Source organism: Streptomyces sp. x-80 (assembly GCF_046549095.1).
Classification (GTDB): domain Bacteria; phylum Actinomycetota; class Actinomycetes; order Streptomycetales; family Streptomycetaceae; genus Streptomyces; species Streptomyces celluloflavus.
This window is the reverse complement of sequence record NZ_JAJPWM010000013.1, coordinates 244,590-258,424: the sequence shown is the minus strand read 5'-3', so window position 1 is coordinate 258,424 and position 13,835 is coordinate 244,590. Positions and strand designations below refer to the sequence as shown.

The following is a 13,835-nucleotide window of genomic DNA, read 5'->3' as shown; positions in this document are numbered from 1 at the left end:
CGTGGTGCGGGCGGTACCGCGCGGGCGCCGGGGCGGGCGGCGGGCCCCGGAACGCCCGTGCGGTGTGCGGGTCAGCCGGCGGCCGCGGGGCGGGGGCGCCGGAGGTGGACGGCGACGGTCAGCAGGACCAGACCGGCGGCCGCGGCGGTCCACGGGAGCCAGCTGGAGGCGCCGTCTTCCTGGGGGGCGGCGGTGGGTCCGGCGCCGAAATAGCGGTGGGCGTAGGCGGCGGGGGCCGACAGCTGGGGGGCGGGCCGGAGGTTCCGGCCGGCCTCGATGGCGGCGGCCGGGTCGACCAGACCGGCGCCGAAGGTGTCGTCGCGGCCGCCCTCGGGGGCGTCCTGCGCGGTGTCGATGAGCAGCTGGCGGATCTGCGCCGGGCTCAGACCGGGGTGCGCGGCGCGGACCAGCGCGGCGGCGCCGGAGACGAAGGCCGCGGCGGCGCTGGTGCCCCAGCCCTCGTAGTACTTGCGGTCCGGATTGGCTATCACGACGTCCACGCCCGGCGCGCAGAGCGTGGCGTACCAGCGGCGGGTGGAGAACGGGGCGCGGGCGCCGTAGCGGTCGACGGCGGTGACCGCGATGACGCCCGGATAGGCGGCCGGGTAGGAGGCGCGGTTGCCGTCCGCGCCGCCGTTGCCCGCGGAGGCGACGACGGTGACGCCTTTGCCCAGCGCGTACTGGATGGCGGCGTCCTCGCGCGGTTCGGGGTGCGCGGACCTGCTGTCGTCGCCGAGCGACAGGTTGATCACGTCGGCGCCCTGGTCGGTGGCCCAGCGGATGCCGTCGGCGAGGGCGCCGGCGCGTTCGGCGCGGGCTTCCTTGCGCTGCGGGTCGCTGTCTTCGAGGATCACCCGGACCGGCAGGATCCGGGCCGCCGGGGCGACCCCGAGCACCCCGTCCGCACGGCCCGCGCCATGGCCGTGGCCCGCGATGATGCCGGACATCGCGGTGCCGTGCTGGGCCCACGCCGGGTTGCCGGGGCCGGCGCCGAAGCCGACCAGGTCCTTGCCGGGCAGCACCTGGCCCTTGAGGTCGGGGTGGTCGGCGTCCACGCCGGTGTCCAGGACGGCGACGGTGATGCCGTCCCCCTTGGTGGTGCGCCAGGCGTCCTGGGTGTGCATGGCCTCCAGCGACCATTCCTGAGCGCGGATGCCGTCGGCCCGCGCCGGGGCGGCGGGCAGTACGGCCAGCACGGCGGAGCAGAGCGCGGCGGCGGCGCCGCGCAGTACGGCCCTGGTCATTTCGTCGCCTCCGTGGCCCGGGGGGTACCGGCGGACGCCTTGCGGAAGGCCGCCTCCAGGTGGTCCGCGAGGTCCTTCGCGCCGTGGCCCAGCCCGGACTGGGCGGGCGTGGTGGTGGCGCCGGGCCGGGTCGCGGCCTCGGCGTCCTGCGGGTCGGCGACGGCGCGGCCGTCGGCGAAACCGGAGACCGCGTAGACGACGACCGGGAGGTCGGTCAGTACCCGGACGCTCCAGCTGGCGCGCTGGGCGGCCCCGAAGCCGGCGGCGAGGGTGCCCTGGGCGGGGTACGGCCGGGGCATCAGGTCCGTCCGGGCGGTCAGCTTCTCGGTGGTGAAGCGGGCGCGCAGGGTCTGCATGGCGGTCCGGTCGGCCGTGGTGATCTGGGCGCCGACGGTGACGACGCCGGTACGGGTGGCGTCGGCGTAGGTGGCGCGCAGCAGACGGGCGCAGCCGACCGGGGAGAGCGCCTTGGCCAGCAGCGGGTCGAAGGCGCCGGCGCAGCCGCTGTCGGGGGCGACGGCGATCCGGGTCCAGTGGCGGTCGGCGCCGCCCGGCCCGGTGCCGAGGCCGTTGAGGGTGCGGGGGAAGAGGGTGTCCACGGGGGCGTTGTGCCAGACGTCGCGGCCCTTGGTGAAGGCGGCCTCGGCCGCCGGGCGGGCGTCGGAGCTGTTGGCGAGCCAGCTCCCGGCCGCCGCACCGCCGATGAGGCCGATGCCGAGGACGAGGCAGACCGCGGCGGCGGCCGCCCGGACGCGTGCCCGCCGCGCGCCTGCGGGCGCGCCCGGCGGCCGTGGCGGGACGGCGGGCGGAGCGGGAACGGCCGGTGCGCGGCCAACTCGCGTCGCGCTGGCGGGAGTTGGGCTCTCGGTGGACGCGGGCGGGCGAGCGGCGGAGGGACGCGGCGTGCCGCCGGGGGTGCGCGGCGGCGGGGTGGCGGCGCGCGTGCGGGAGCCCGTACCGGGCCGCCGGGCTGCCGGGGCGGCGCCCGTACCGCCGTTCCACAGGTCCTGGCTGTTGGCCAGGTGGAAGGCCGCGGTGTCGCGGAAGGAGGCGGGGCGGTCCACCGGCCGCTCCGGCGCGGGCGCTCCGGCGGCCGGGGCGTCCGGCGCGCGTTCCGGCCGGGGCGGCAGCTGCGGGCCGGCAGGGGCCGGCTCCGTACGGGGCCGGGGCGGCACAGCGGACAGCGGGACGGCGGACGACGCCGCCGGGGCGGACGGCGGGGCCGGTGGCGTCGCGGGGCGCGGCGGGGCGGCGTGAACAGCGGGACGTACGGGGGCTGCGGGCGTGACGGGACCGGTGAGACCAGCAGAACTGGTGGGACCAGCGGGACCGGTAGGACCGGTAGGACCGGTGGAACCAGCACGACCAGTAAGGCCGGTGGAACCAGTAGGACCGGTGGAACCAGCGGGACCAGTAAGGCCGGTGGAACCAGCGGGACCGGCAGGGCCGGCGGAACCGGCAGATGAGGCGGGCGCGGCGGTCCCGGCCGGAGTCACCGGACCGACCGGACCGGCGGCAGCCGCCGTGCTGCGCGGCGTCGCGGACTCCGCCGGCGGCGGCACGACGGGAGCAGCCGGCGGCGCGGCGGCGCGGGCCGGTTCGTCGGCGGCGGCCCGCGGCGGGGGCGTCGAGGCGGTGGACGCCGGGCGCAGGACGGTGGTTGCCGGGTCGTCGTCGGGGGGCGCGGCCGTGGCGGGCCGGTGGGGTGGGTGCGGGGGTATGGGCGGGATGCGGTGCGCGTCCGCGAAATCGGCGTCGGTGCTCACCCGCGCTCCCCCTCGCGCCGTTTGCCCCCGGTCCGATCCGCGAGCGGGATCGGACAGGATGGTTCGTATCCGGACAACACGCCATGGACCTGCCGGTGGTGGCGCCCGGCCACTCTACGGGCTGGTGCGGCCGGTCCTCCAACCTGTGTCCACCCCGTGTCCACTCTGTCGCGATCTCTCCCCTACCCAGCGGTAGGCACCTCTGGCAGGCTGCCGCCATGCCCCCGAACACCGCTGACGCGCTTGGCGACAAGGCCCGTTACGACCGGGCCACCGCCCATCTCGACGCGCCGCTGGCCGTCGTCGACCTGGCGTCCTTCGACGCCAACGCCGCCGATCTGGTGCGCCGCGCGCGGGGGAAACCGATCCGGGTGGCGAGCAAGTCGGTGCGCTGCCGGGCGCTGCTGGAGCGGGTGCTGGCGCGGGACGGCTTCGCGGGCGTCATGAGTTTCACGCTCGACGAGTCGCTGTGGCTGGCGCGTTCGGGCCTCACCGACATCCTGCTGGCGTATCCGTCGGCGGACCGGGCGGGGTTCGCCGCGCTGACCGCGGATCCACGGCTCGCGGCGGCGGTGACGGTGACGGTGGACGATCTCGCGCAACTGGATCTGATCGACGCGGCCCGGCCGGCCGGCGGCGGCGAGGAGGTGCGGGTCTGTCTGGAACTGGACACCTCCTACCGCGCGCTGGGCGGACAGGTGCGGTTCGGCGCGCGCCGGTCGCCGCTGCGCGCCCCCGCCCAGCTGGCCGCGCTGGCCCGGTCGGTGGTCCGCCGCCCCGGTTTCCGGCTGGTGGGGCTGATGGCGTACGAGGGGCATGTGGCAGGTGTGGGCGACGAGGTCGACGGCAAACCGGTGTTCTCGCGGGCCGTCCGGATGATGCAGGCGGCGGCGCGCAAGGAGCTGGCGCGGCGGCGCTGGGAGGCGGTCCGGGCGGTGCGGGCGGTGGCGCCGCGGCTGGAGTTCGTCAACGGCGGCGGTACCGGCAGTGTGCAGCACACGGCGGCGGAGGCGGCGATCACGGAGATCGCGGCCGGTTCGGGGCTGTACGTACCGCGGCTGTTCGACAACTTCCGTTCGTTCCAGGGGCGTCCGGCGGCACTGTTCGCGCAGCCGGTGGTGCGGCGGCCTGGACCCGGCGCGGTGACGGTGCTGGGCGGCGGCTATCCGGCGTCCGGCGCGCCGGGGGCGGACCGGCTGCCGGTGCCGTATCTGCCGGCCGGGCTGCGCTACGACCCGCAGGAGGGGGCCGGTGAGGTGCAGACGCCGCTGCTGGGGCCGGCCGCCGACGGGCTGCTGATCGGCGACCGGGTGTGGTTCCGGCACGCGAAGGCCGGTGAGCTGTGCGAGCGGTTCGCGGCGCTGCACCTGGTCGACGGGGACCGGGTGGTGGCGACGGTGCCGACGTACCGCGGTGAGGGGCGCACCTTCCTGTGACGGGCCCCGCGGCAGGACGCCGCGGGGCAGGCCACGCCGGGCCCGGTGTCCCCCGGAGCGTCCGTCAGCCGTGGACGCGGTCGCGCTGGTCGGGGACGACGGTGCCGTCGGGGCGGCGGACCGGGCCGGGGGCGCCGTCGGTGTTGGTGTAGCCCGTGGTGGCGCAGGGGTAACCGCCGGACTTGCGGGGCAGCGGATCGATGAACATCGGGTTGACCACCCAGCGGCCGTCGGCGTTGTCGTAGCCGCGGCACATCAGTTCACTCTTGTTGCGGTTGATGGCCAGGTGCGCGCCGGTGGCGTCGCCCACGAACGTGACGTCGGTGTCGGCGTCGCCGCCGCCGAGCGCGATGCGGTGCGCCGGGTCCTGCTTGCGCCATGCCTCGGCGCCCTTGATCTTGAAGATCTCCTGGTTGATCCAGCAGCGCTTGCCGTCGATGTACGGGATGGCCTCGCCGCGGCCGTCCCCGACGTCGCCGCAGCCGCGGATGCCGGTGGTGAACCTGCCGTCGCGGACCATGCTGCGGATGCCTATGGTGTGCGCCCGGTCCACGCCGACGCCGCCGGACCACGCCGCGGCGATCGTCTCCGAGCTGGCCGAGACGATGTAGACGTCGAATCCGGCGGCCTTGAGCGTGCGGATCAGGTCCTTCTGCTGGTCGTAGTAGCGGATGTAGCCGGCCATCGTGTGGGTGCCGACGGTCTGCTCGGTGCCGACGGGCGCGGCGAGGTTCCGGGCGCGGGCCTGCCGGGCGTAGGAGGTGAGGGCGGCCGGGGTGAGGCCGGCGAACAGCTGCGGGACCCAGGCGTACTGGGGGACGGTGCGGCGGTGGTTCCAGTCGCCGGCGAAGGCCGGCGCGCCGCTCATGGTCCTGCCCTCGCCGCGGATCTCCATGATCTCGTCGGTGCAGGCGGTGTTCCGCGCGGTGGGCAGCGGCCGGCCGGCGGGGACGGTGGTGCCGCACGCCGTGGTCAGGGCGCGGTCGGCGGCCCCGGTGAGCCAGGGGCTGGTGTCCCGCCAGCTCTTGGGCCGCGGGATCTTGTCGTGCTGGAGGGCCCAGGCGAGCGTGGCGTCGGAGATGTCGTTCTTGACGACGGTGTTGTCCCAGTCGAAGGCGGCGACGGGGCGGCCCCCGGGGCCGGGTGACGGGTGGCCGCAGAGACCGCGTTCGTCGATCATCTTCTGGAGCTTGGCGCGGTTGTCGCCGTACCACGGAAGGCTCTTGGAGAGCTGGGGACAGTGGCTGCGGGCGGGGGCTTTCGCGGGGGCGGCGGCCGTGGCGGGCGCGGTGGCCACGAGGGCCGAGACGGTGGTGGCGCCGGCGAGTGCCAGGGCGAGGGCGTGCCTCTTGCGCATGGGGTCTCCGAGGTGAGGGGCGGCGACGGGAGCGGGACCGGCACGCGAGGGTGCCGGTCCCGAGGTGGTGTGCGGACGGTACCCGCGGGTCGCGCCGGTCCCGGCCGGGCGTGGCATCCGCGGGTGCCACGGGCTATACGGGCGTGACGTACGCGCCCGCGATACCGCCGTCGACCAGGAATTCGGCGGCGTTGACGAAGGAGGAGTCGTCACTGGCCAGGAAGGCCACGGCGGCGGCGATCTCCTCGGGCTCGGCGAACCGGCCGACGGGGACGTGCACCAGGCGGCGCGCGGCGCGCTCCGGGTCCTTGGCGAACAGCTCCTTCAGCAGCGGGGTGTTGACCGGCCCCGGGCACAGGGCGTTGACCCGGATGCCCTCCCGGGCGAACTGGACGCCCAGTTCGCGGGACATGGAGAGCACACCGCCCTTGGAGGCGGTGTAGCTGATCTGGGAGGTGGCGGCGCCCAGCACGGCCACGAAGGAGGCGGTGTTGATGATGGAGCCGCGGCGCTGGCGCTGCATATAGGGCAGCACATGCTTGCAGCAGAGGTAGACGGAGGTGAGGTTGACCTCCTGGACGCGCTTCCAGGCGTCGAGTCCGGTGGTGAGGATCGAGTCGTCGTCGGCCGGTGAGATGCCGGCGTTGTTGAAGGCGATATCGACCGAACCGTAGGTGTCGTAGGCGGTCTCGAAGAGGGCCTCGACCTGGTCGGAGTCGGTCACATCGACCTGGACGAAGGTGCCGCCGACCGCCTCGGCCGCGGCTTTGCCGGCCGCCGCGTCGATGTCGGCGCAGACGACGTTCGCGCCTTCGGAGGCCAGCCGGCGGGTGGCCGCCAGGCCGATGCCGCTGCCGGCTCCGGTGATCACCGCGGTACGGCCCACCAGGCGGCGGCACACCGGGGTCGCCCCCGCCGAGGACACGGGGAGGGTCTGGTCGCTCACTTCACTGCTCCTTGGTCGTGCTGATGAAGACGTTCTTGGTCTCGGTGAAGGCGGTCAGCGCGTCGGGGCCCAGCTCACGGCCGATGCCGGACTGTTTGAACCCGCCGAACGGGGTCCAGTAGCGCACGCTGCTGTGGGAGTTGACGGAGAGGTTGCCCGCCGCGACGGCGCGCGAGACGCGCAGGGCGCGGCCGACGTCGCGGGTCCACAGGGAGCCGGAGAGCCCGTACTCGGTGGCGTTGGCGAGCCGGATCGCGTCGGCCTCGTCGTCGAAGGGGAGGACGACGGCGACCGGGCCGAAGATCTCCTCGACGGCGGTCCGGTCCTCGGGCCGCCCCTCCAGGACGGTGGCCGGGTACCAGAATCCCTTGCCGGCGGGCACCTGGCCGCGGATGGCGGCGGGGGCGTCCTCGGGGACGTAGGACCGTACCCGCTCGCGCTGGGCGGCGGAGATCAGCGGGCCCATCCGGGTGGCGGGGTCGGCCGGGTCGCCGGCCGTGAAGGACCGCACGGCGGGCTCCAGCAGCGCCATGAAGCGGTCGTAGACGGAGCGCTGGACGAGGATGCGGCTGCGGGCGCAGCAGTCCTGGCCGGTGTTGTCGAGGAAGGAACCGGGGGCTGCCGCCGCGGCGGTTTCGAGGTCGGCGTCGGCGAAGACGATGTTCGGGCTCTTGCCGCCGAGTTCGAGGGTCAGCCGTTTGGTCTGCGCGGCGCAGCGGGCAGCGATCCGCCGGCCGGTGGCGGTGGAGCCGGTGAAGACGACCTTGGCGACGCCGGGATGGTCGACGAGGGCGGCGCCGGTGACCGGCCCTTCGCCGGGCAGGACCTGGAAGAGGTCCTCCGGGACACCGGCGTCCAGCGCGTACCGGGCGAGCCGGAGCGCGGTGAGCGGGGTGGTCTCGGCGGGTTTGAGGAGGACGGCGTTGCCGGCCGCGAGCGCGGGGGCGGTGCCCCAGGCGGCGATCGGCATCGGGAAGTTCCAGGGGGCGATGACGGCGACGACGCCGAGCGGCTCCTGGAAGGTGATGTTCAGGCCGTCCGCGACCGGGATCTGGGTGCCGTTGAGGCGTTCCACTCCCCCGGCGGCGTAGTGCAGCAGATCGCGGACGTTGCCCGCTTCCCATTCGGCGTTGGCCAGGGTGTGCCCGGCCTCCAGCAGCTCCAGTTCGGCGAGTGGCCGCAGGTGCGCGTCGACGACGTCGGCGAACCGGCGCAGGATCCGGGCCCGGTCGCCGGGGGCCAGCGCGGCCCATTTCCGCTGGGCGGCGGCGGCCCGCCGGACGGCGGCGTCGACCTCGGCGGGGCCGGTGGTGGGGACGGTGGCCACCACCTCCTCGGTGGCCGGGTTGATGATGTCCAACTCGTGCGGGACGGTGCTCACTTCGTCGTTCCTCACATGCGCTCGAAGGAGCGGAAACGCTCCCAGTCCGTGACGGCCGCGTCGTAGGCGTCCTGTTCGACGCGGGCCATGTGGCGGTAGTGGTCGACGACCTCGTCGCCGAACGCGGCGCGGGCGATCGGGCTGTGCTCCCACAGCTCGGCCGCCTCGCGCAGGGTGGCCGGGACGTGCGCGGCGTCGCCCCGGTAGGCGTTGCCGGTGGTCGCCGCGGGGAGTTCCAGCTCGTTCTCTATCCCGTACAGACCGGCCGCGACCATGGCGGCGACCGCGAGGTAGGGGTTCACATCGCCGCCGGGCAGGCGGTTCTCCAGGCGGTGCGCGTGACCGTGGCCGAGCACCCGTAGCGCGCAGGTGCGGTTGTCCGGGCCCCAGGCGACGGCGGTGGGGGCGAAGGAGCCGGGGCGGAAGCGCTTGTAGGAGTTGATGTTCGGGGCGTAGCAGAGCGTGAAGTCGCGCATCGCGGCGAGCTGTCCGGCGAGGAAGTGCCGCATGGTCGCCGACATGCCGTACGGGCCGTCGGCGTCGGCCAGTACGGGCCGGCCGTCCTCGTCGCGCAGCGAGAGGTGGATATGGCAGGAGTTGCCCTCGCGCTCGTCGTACTTCGCCATGAAGGTGAGCGACATGCCCTCCTGGGCGGCGATTTCCTTGGCGCCGGTCTTGTAGACGCTGTGCTGGTCGCAGGTGGTGAGCGCGTCGTCGTAGACGAACACGATCTCGTGCTGGCCGAGGTTGCACTCGCCCTTGGCGGACTCCACGGTCAGGCCGGCCGCGCCCATCTCGTTGCGGATGCGGCGCAGCAGGGGCTCCACGCGGCCGGTGCCCAGGACGGAGTAGTCGGCGTTGTACTGGTTGGCGGGGTTCATCCCGCGGTAGCCGCGCGACCAGGCGTCCTCGTAGGTGTCCTGGAAGACGATGAACTCCAGCTCGGTGCCGGCGTACGCCTGCCAGCCGTGCGCGGCGAGCCGGTCGAGCTGGCGGCGCAGGATCTGGCGCGGGGAGGCGACGACCGGGGAGCGGTCGTGCCAGGCCAGGTCGGCGGTGATCAGGGCGGTGCCGGGGTTCCAGGGGGTGCGGCGCAGGGTGGCGGTGTCGCCGTGCATCGCGAAGTCGCCGTAGCCGCGTTCCCAGGAGGCCATCGCGTAGCCCTCGACGGTGTTGAGGTCCACGTCGACGGCGAGAAGGTAGTTGCAGCCCTCGGTGCCGTGTTCCAGGACGGTGTCGAGGAAGTGGCGGGCCGCGAACCGCTTGCCCTGGAGCCTGCCTTGCATATCGGTGAAGGCGAGGACGACAGTGTCGATCTCCCCGGCGTCGACGAGGACCCTGAGTTCCTCGACGGAGAGCGGGGGCGTGCGGTCAGCCACGGTGTTGCCTCCTGTCACTGCATCCGGAGGTCATAAGGTAGGCACACGAACCATTACTTGGGAAGGGGTTCCGATGGACGGTGCGGCGGACCGGCTGGCGCCGGTGCTGCGCCCGGTGCGGGCGGGCAACGGTTTCGAGGAGGCGCTGGAGCAGATACTCCAGATCGTCCGGCTGGGCCTGGTCCCGCAGGGTGACCGGCTGCCCGCGGAACGGGAGTTGGCGGACCATTTGCAGATCAGCCGGGTGACGCTGCGCGAGGTGCTGAAGGTCCTTCAGGACGAGGGCCTGGTGGAGAGCCGGCGCGGACGCTACGGCGGCACCTTCGTCCGGGTGCGCACCGAGAATCCGGGCGAGGCCGAGCTGCGGCGCCGGATCGGGAAGGTGGACGTCGAGGACACCCTGCGCTTCCGGGAGGTGCTGGAGGTGGGCGCGGCCGGGCTGTGCGCGGCGCACGGGCTCGGCGGCCCGCAGGGCGACCGGCTGCGCGAGGCCCTGGCGGCGACCCATGACGCACCGCTGCCGGACTACCGCAGGCGCGACACGCTGCTGCATCTGACGCTCGCCGAGCTGTCCGGTTCACCGTCGTTGGCGGCCCAGTACGCGGCGGTGCGGGCGCGCGTGAACGATCTGCTGGACTGCATTCCGCTGCTGGTGCGCAATCTGGAGCATTCGCAGGCCCAGCACAGCGCCGTGGTGGCGGCGGTGCTGGCGGGCGACGCGGACGGGGCCCGCGAGGTGATGCGCGAGCACTGCTGCGGGACGGCCGCCCTGCTGCGGGGATTCCTGACCTCCCCGGCACCGTAGCCACTGTTTTCCGCACGGGTCTTGCGCGGGAGCGGTACGGACAGCAAAGGTATGCCGCTGGACCTTTACTCCGACACCCCTCGGCGAGGCAGGAGCGGCGCATGGCCGACAGCACGGATCCGCAGACCGTACCGTCCCCTTCGTCCCCGGGCGGCGCCGCCTCACCCGAGGCCGCCTATCTGGAGCGGCGGGCACTGCGCCGCGGCAGCGCGGGACCGCTGCTGCTGACCGGCCTGGGCGTCGCCTACGTCGTCTCCGGCGACTTCTCGGGCTGGAACAACGGCCTGGCGCACGGCGGCTTCGGCGGTCTGGCCATCGCCGCCGTCCTGATGGGCCTGATGTACACCTGTCTGGTCTTCGCGCTGGCCGAGCTGGCCTCGATCCTGCCGACCGCGGGCGGCGGCTACGGTTTCGCCCGGCGCGCGCTCGGCACCTGGGGCGGCTTCCTGACCGGCACCGCGATCCTCATCGAGTACGTGCTGGCGCCCGCCGCGATCTCCCTCTTCATCGGGGACTACGTCCAGTCGCTGGGCCTGTTCGGCCTGCATGCCGGCTGGCCCGTCTCGCTCGCCTGCTTCGTGCTCTTCATCGGGATCCATCTGTGGGGCGTGGGCGAGGCGCTGCGCTTCAGCCTGGTCGTCACCGCGGTGGCCGTCGCCGCGATCCTCGTCTTCGCGTGCGCGGCGTTCACGGGTTTCCGGGTGGACGCGCTCAACGACATCCCCGTCCGGTCCGGCGCCTTCGGGGCCAGTTCCTGGCTGCCGTTCGGTGTGCTGGGCATCTGGGCGGCGTTCCCGTTCGGGATGTGGTTCTTCCTCGGCGTCGAGGGCGTACCGCTGGCCGCCGAGGAGACCAAGGACCCGGCCCGGGTGCTGCCGAAGGCCATGGGCGCCGCGATGGGCATTCTGCTGCTGCTCGCGCTGATCACCTTCACCGCCGCGACCGGCGCCCGGGGCTCGGCCGCGATCCAGTCGGTCGGCGATCCGCTGGTCCAGGCGCTCCAGCCGCACGGCGAGCCGACCACGGTCAGCCGGATCGTCAACTACGCCGGGCTCGCGGGCCTGGTGGCCTCCTTCTTCTCGCTCATCTTCGCCGGGTCACGGCAGCTCTTCGCGCTCTCCCGGGCCGGCTATCTGCCCCGCTTCCTCTCCCTGACCAGCCGCCGCAAGGCCCCCTACCTCGGCCTGCTGGTGCCCGGCGCGCTCGGTTTCGGGCTCGCGGCGGCGACCGGCGACGGCGCCCGGATGCTCAACGCCGCGGTCTTCGGCGCCACCATCTCCTACGCCCTGATGTCCCTTTCGCACATCGTGCTGCGCCGCCGCGAGCCCGGTCTGCACCGCCCCTACCGCACCCCTGGCGGCGTGCTCACCTCGTCCGTCGCGTTCGTGCTCGCCTGCGCCGCGCTGGTGGCGACGTTCCTGGTCGACAAGGACGCCGCCCTCATCGCGCTCGGCGTGTACGCCGCCGCCCTGCTCTACTTCGCCCTCTACTCGCGGCACCGCCTGGTGGCGGCCGCGCCCGAGGAGGAGTTCGCGGCGCTGGCGGCGGCCGAGGCCGAACTGGCCCGCGACTGACCGGCCCGGCAGCGCCGCCCGTACGTCCGCACCCCGTACGTCCGCACCCCGCATGACCCGGAGGACCCGATGTCCCAGCCGCTCATCGGCATCAGCACCTATCTGGAAGAGGCCCGTTGGGGGGTGTGGACGCTGCCCGCCGCCCTGCTGCCCGCCGGGTACCCCCGGCTGGTCCAGCGCTCCGGCGGGCTCGCGGCGCTGCTGCCGCCGGACGACCCGGCCGCCGCCGCGGCGGCGGTGGCCCGCCTGGACGGGCTGGTGATCGCCGGCGGCCCGGACGTGGCACCGGCCCGCTACGGCGCCGAGCCGCACCCCCGGACCGGGCCGCCCGCCGCGGACCGGGACGCCTGGGAACTGGCCCTGATCGAGGCCGCGTTGACGGGCGGCGTACCACTGCTGGGCATCTGCCGGGGGCTGCAACTGCTGAACGTGGCGCTGGGCGGCACCCTCGTCCAGCATCTGGACGACCACGCCGGTCCGCCCGGCGTCTTCGCCCGGCACACCGTCGAGCCGGTCGCCGGGACGCTGCTGGGCGCCGTCCTGCCCGAACCGGTCTCCGTGCCGACGTACCACCATCAGGCGGTGGACCGGCTCGGGCGCGGGCTGCGCGTCTCGGCGTACGCGGCGGACGGCACCGTCGAGGCGCTGGAGCTGCCGGCCGCGCGCGGTTTCACGCTGGCCGTCCAGTGGCATCCGGAGGCCGGTACGGACACCCGGGTGATGGACGCCCTGGTGGCCGCGGCCCGCGACCGGGCGTGCGCCGCGGGGTGACGGGCCGGCCGTGCCGCGGGGCAGAGCACCGGGGGGTGACGGGCCTGGCCGCCCTCGCCGAGAGCCGGTCGCCCGGAGGGGTGCCCGGCCCGTCAGGCAGCGCCGCGGGTCAGCCCCAGCAGATGCCGGGCCGGGCCCGCCGGGCGCTGGCCGGTGGGCCAGACGGCGCGCAGATCACGGACCAGGCGGAGGCCGGCGACCGGGATCTCGACCAGCCGGCGGGCGGCCAGCTCCTCGCCGACGGCCAGTTCGCTCAGCACGGAGGGGGCCGCCTCACTGACCGCGGCGGCCTTGACGGCGGTGGTGGAGGCGAGTTCGAGGAGCGGGTCCGCCAGGCCACCGTGCCGGGCCAGCGCCGCGTCCAGCACCTGACGGGTGCCGGAGCCGCGTTCGCGCAGGATCAGCGGGGTCGCGGCGAGTTCGGCGGCGGTCAGCTCCCGGCGGCGCCGGGACCAGGGGTGGGCCGGCGCCGCGACGACGATCAGCCGGTCACGGCCGATGACCGCGCCGTCCAGGCCCGCCGGTACATCGAGCCCCTCGACGAATCCGAGGTCCGCCTCGCCCGCCAGCAGCCGGGCGGCGACCGCGCTGGAGTTGCCCGCGAAGAGCGAGACGGCGGTCCCCGGCCGCTGGGCGCGCAGCGCCACCAGCCAGCCGGGCAGGAGGTACTCGGCGATGGTCATGCTGGCCGCGACCCGCAGCCGGGAGTCCCGGCGCCCGCGCAGCGCCTGCGCGCCCGCGTCGAACGCCTCGGCCGCCTCCACCACCCGGCGCGCCCAGTCCGTGACCAGGACGCCGGCGTCGGTGAGCCGGGAGCCGCGCGGCGAGCGGTCCACCAGCGCGACGCCCAGCTGCCGCTCCATCGAGCGGATCCGGCTGCTGGCGGCGGGCTGGGTGATCCCGGTCGCCCGCGCCGCCCGTCCCAGGCTGCCGAGCCGGGCGACCGCGAGCAGCAGCTCCAGCGCGCCGAGATCCGGCACCCGGTGCGCCAGCGGCACGCCGCTCGCCGGTGCCCGCTCCCCCGGTGCGCCGCTCATGCCCGCACCCGTTCGCCACCGCGCGCCGTCGTCCCCCGGGCGCGCCCCGCGCCGCCCGTCACGCCCCCGTCCACCCCGCTGCACATAACTCCAGCTTATGTCCTCATAGACACGATGTCCCTGGTGGGGCCGGACGGGG

Annotated in this window: 11 protein-coding genes; 4 read left to right on the top strand and 7 right to left on the bottom strand. The window is 74.8% G+C overall.

Annotated features, from left to right (window positions below):
• Positions 1-71: 71 nt before the first annotated feature.
• The gene (mycP, locus tag ACLJWH_RS26235) at positions 72-1,244 is read right to left on the bottom strand and encodes a type VII secretion-associated serine protease mycosin (RefSeq protein WP_411144204.1); all 1,173 of its coding nucleotides are present in this window, start codon (positions 1,242-1,244) and stop codon (positions 72-74) included.
• Complete coding sequence (locus tag ACLJWH_RS26230) at positions 1,241-2,308, bottom strand: hypothetical protein (protein WP_411144203.1); 1,068 nt, start codon at positions 2,306-2,308, stop codon at positions 1,241-1,243. Before ACLJWH_RS26230 ends, mycP begins: the two co-directional genes overlap by 4 nt.
• 920 nt (positions 2,309-3,228) lie before the next feature.
• Here ACLJWH_RS26230 and ACLJWH_RS26225 point away from each other — a divergent pair.
• Positions 3,229-4,446: an amino acid deaminase/aldolase gene (locus ACLJWH_RS26225; RefSeq protein WP_411144202.1), complete on the top strand. Its 1,218-nt coding sequence runs from the start codon at positions 3,229-3,231 to the stop codon at positions 4,444-4,446.
• A gap of 64 nt (positions 4,447-4,510) precedes the next feature.
• Here the strand turns inward: ACLJWH_RS26225 and ACLJWH_RS26220 are convergent, their stop codons facing one another.
• The 4 genes from ACLJWH_RS26220 to ACLJWH_RS26205 all read right to left on the bottom strand — a co-directional run bounded on the left by ACLJWH_RS26220 (position 4,511) and on the right by ACLJWH_RS26205 (position 9,509).
• A complete protein-coding gene (locus tag ACLJWH_RS26220; protein ID WP_411144201.1) occupies positions 4,511-5,803 on the bottom strand; it encodes a haloacid dehalogenase-like hydrolase in 1,293 nt (430 codons plus the stop codon).
• A 133-nt stretch (positions 5,804-5,936) separates the two neighbouring features.
• Positions 5,937-6,749 (bottom strand): 3-oxoacyl-ACP reductase, encoded by an 813-nt coding sequence (locus tag ACLJWH_RS26215; protein WP_411144200.1) that lies wholly within the window; start codon positions 6,747-6,749, stop codon positions 5,937-5,939.
• 1 nt (position 6,750) lies between these two features.
• Positions 6,751-8,130, bottom strand: a complete 1,380-nt coding sequence (locus tag ACLJWH_RS26210) for an aldehyde dehydrogenase family protein (RefSeq protein ID WP_411144199.1) — start codon at positions 8,128-8,130, stop codon at positions 6,751-6,753.
• 11 nt (positions 8,131-8,141) lie between these two features.
• Positions 8,142-9,509 (bottom strand): glutamine synthetase family protein, encoded by a 1,368-nt coding sequence (locus ACLJWH_RS26205; RefSeq protein ID WP_411144198.1) that lies wholly within the window; start codon positions 9,507-9,509, stop codon positions 8,142-8,144.
• Between the two features lie 73 nt (positions 9,510-9,582).
• Between ACLJWH_RS26205 and ACLJWH_RS26200 the strand changes: the two genes are divergently transcribed.
• The 3 genes from ACLJWH_RS26200 (at position 9,583) to ACLJWH_RS26190 (ending at position 12,659) form a co-directional block, all read left to right on the top strand.
• A complete protein-coding gene (locus ACLJWH_RS26200) occupies positions 9,583-10,314 on the top strand; it encodes a FadR/GntR family transcriptional regulator (RefSeq protein ID WP_411144197.1) in 732 nt (243 codons plus the stop codon).
• Positions 10,315-10,415: 101 nt separating this feature from the next.
• Positions 10,416-11,888: an ethanolamine permease gene (eat, locus tag ACLJWH_RS26195; protein ID WP_411144196.1), complete on the top strand. Its 1,473-nt coding sequence runs from the start codon at positions 10,416-10,418 to the stop codon at positions 11,886-11,888.
• Between the two features lie 69 nt (positions 11,889-11,957).
• A complete protein-coding gene (locus ACLJWH_RS26190) occupies positions 11,958-12,659 on the top strand; it encodes a gamma-glutamyl-gamma-aminobutyrate hydrolase family protein (protein WP_411144195.1) in 702 nt (233 codons plus the stop codon).
• Positions 12,660-12,751: 92 nt separating this feature from the next.
• Here ACLJWH_RS26190 and ACLJWH_RS26185 read toward each other — a convergent pair whose 3' ends face one another.
• Positions 12,752-13,696, bottom strand: a complete 945-nt coding sequence (locus tag ACLJWH_RS26185) for a LysR family transcriptional regulator (RefSeq protein ID WP_411144194.1) — start codon at positions 13,694-13,696, stop codon at positions 12,752-12,754.
• Between the last annotated feature and the right edge of the window lie 139 nt (positions 13,697-13,835).

Excerpts from the sequence above, each read along its gene's own strand:
- mycP (WP_411144204.1), bottom strand. The coding sequence starts at position 1,244 with ATGACCAGGGCCGTACTGCGCGGCGCCGCCGCCGCGCTCTGCTCCGCC.
- ACLJWH_RS26225 (WP_411144202.1), top strand. The coding sequence starts at position 3,229 with ATGCCCCCGAACACCGCTGACGCGCTTGGCGACAAGGCCCGTTACGAC.
- ACLJWH_RS26220 (WP_411144201.1), bottom strand. The coding sequence starts at position 5,803 with ATGCGCAAGAGGCACGCCCTCGCCCTGGCACTCGCCGGCGCCACCACC.
- ACLJWH_RS26200 (WP_411144197.1), top strand. The coding sequence starts at position 9,583 with ATGGACGGTGCGGCGGACCGGCTGGCGCCGGTGCTGCGCCCGGTGCGG.
- eat (WP_411144196.1), top strand. The coding sequence starts at position 10,416 with ATGGCCGACAGCACGGATCCGCAGACCGTACCGTCCCCTTCGTCCCCG.
- ACLJWH_RS26190 (WP_411144195.1), top strand. The coding sequence starts at position 11,958 with ATGTCCCAGCCGCTCATCGGCATCAGCACCTATCTGGAAGAGGCCCGT.
- ACLJWH_RS26185 (WP_411144194.1), bottom strand. The coding sequence starts at position 13,696 with ATGAGCGGCGCACCGGGGGAGCGGGCACCGGCGAGCGGCGTGCCGCTG.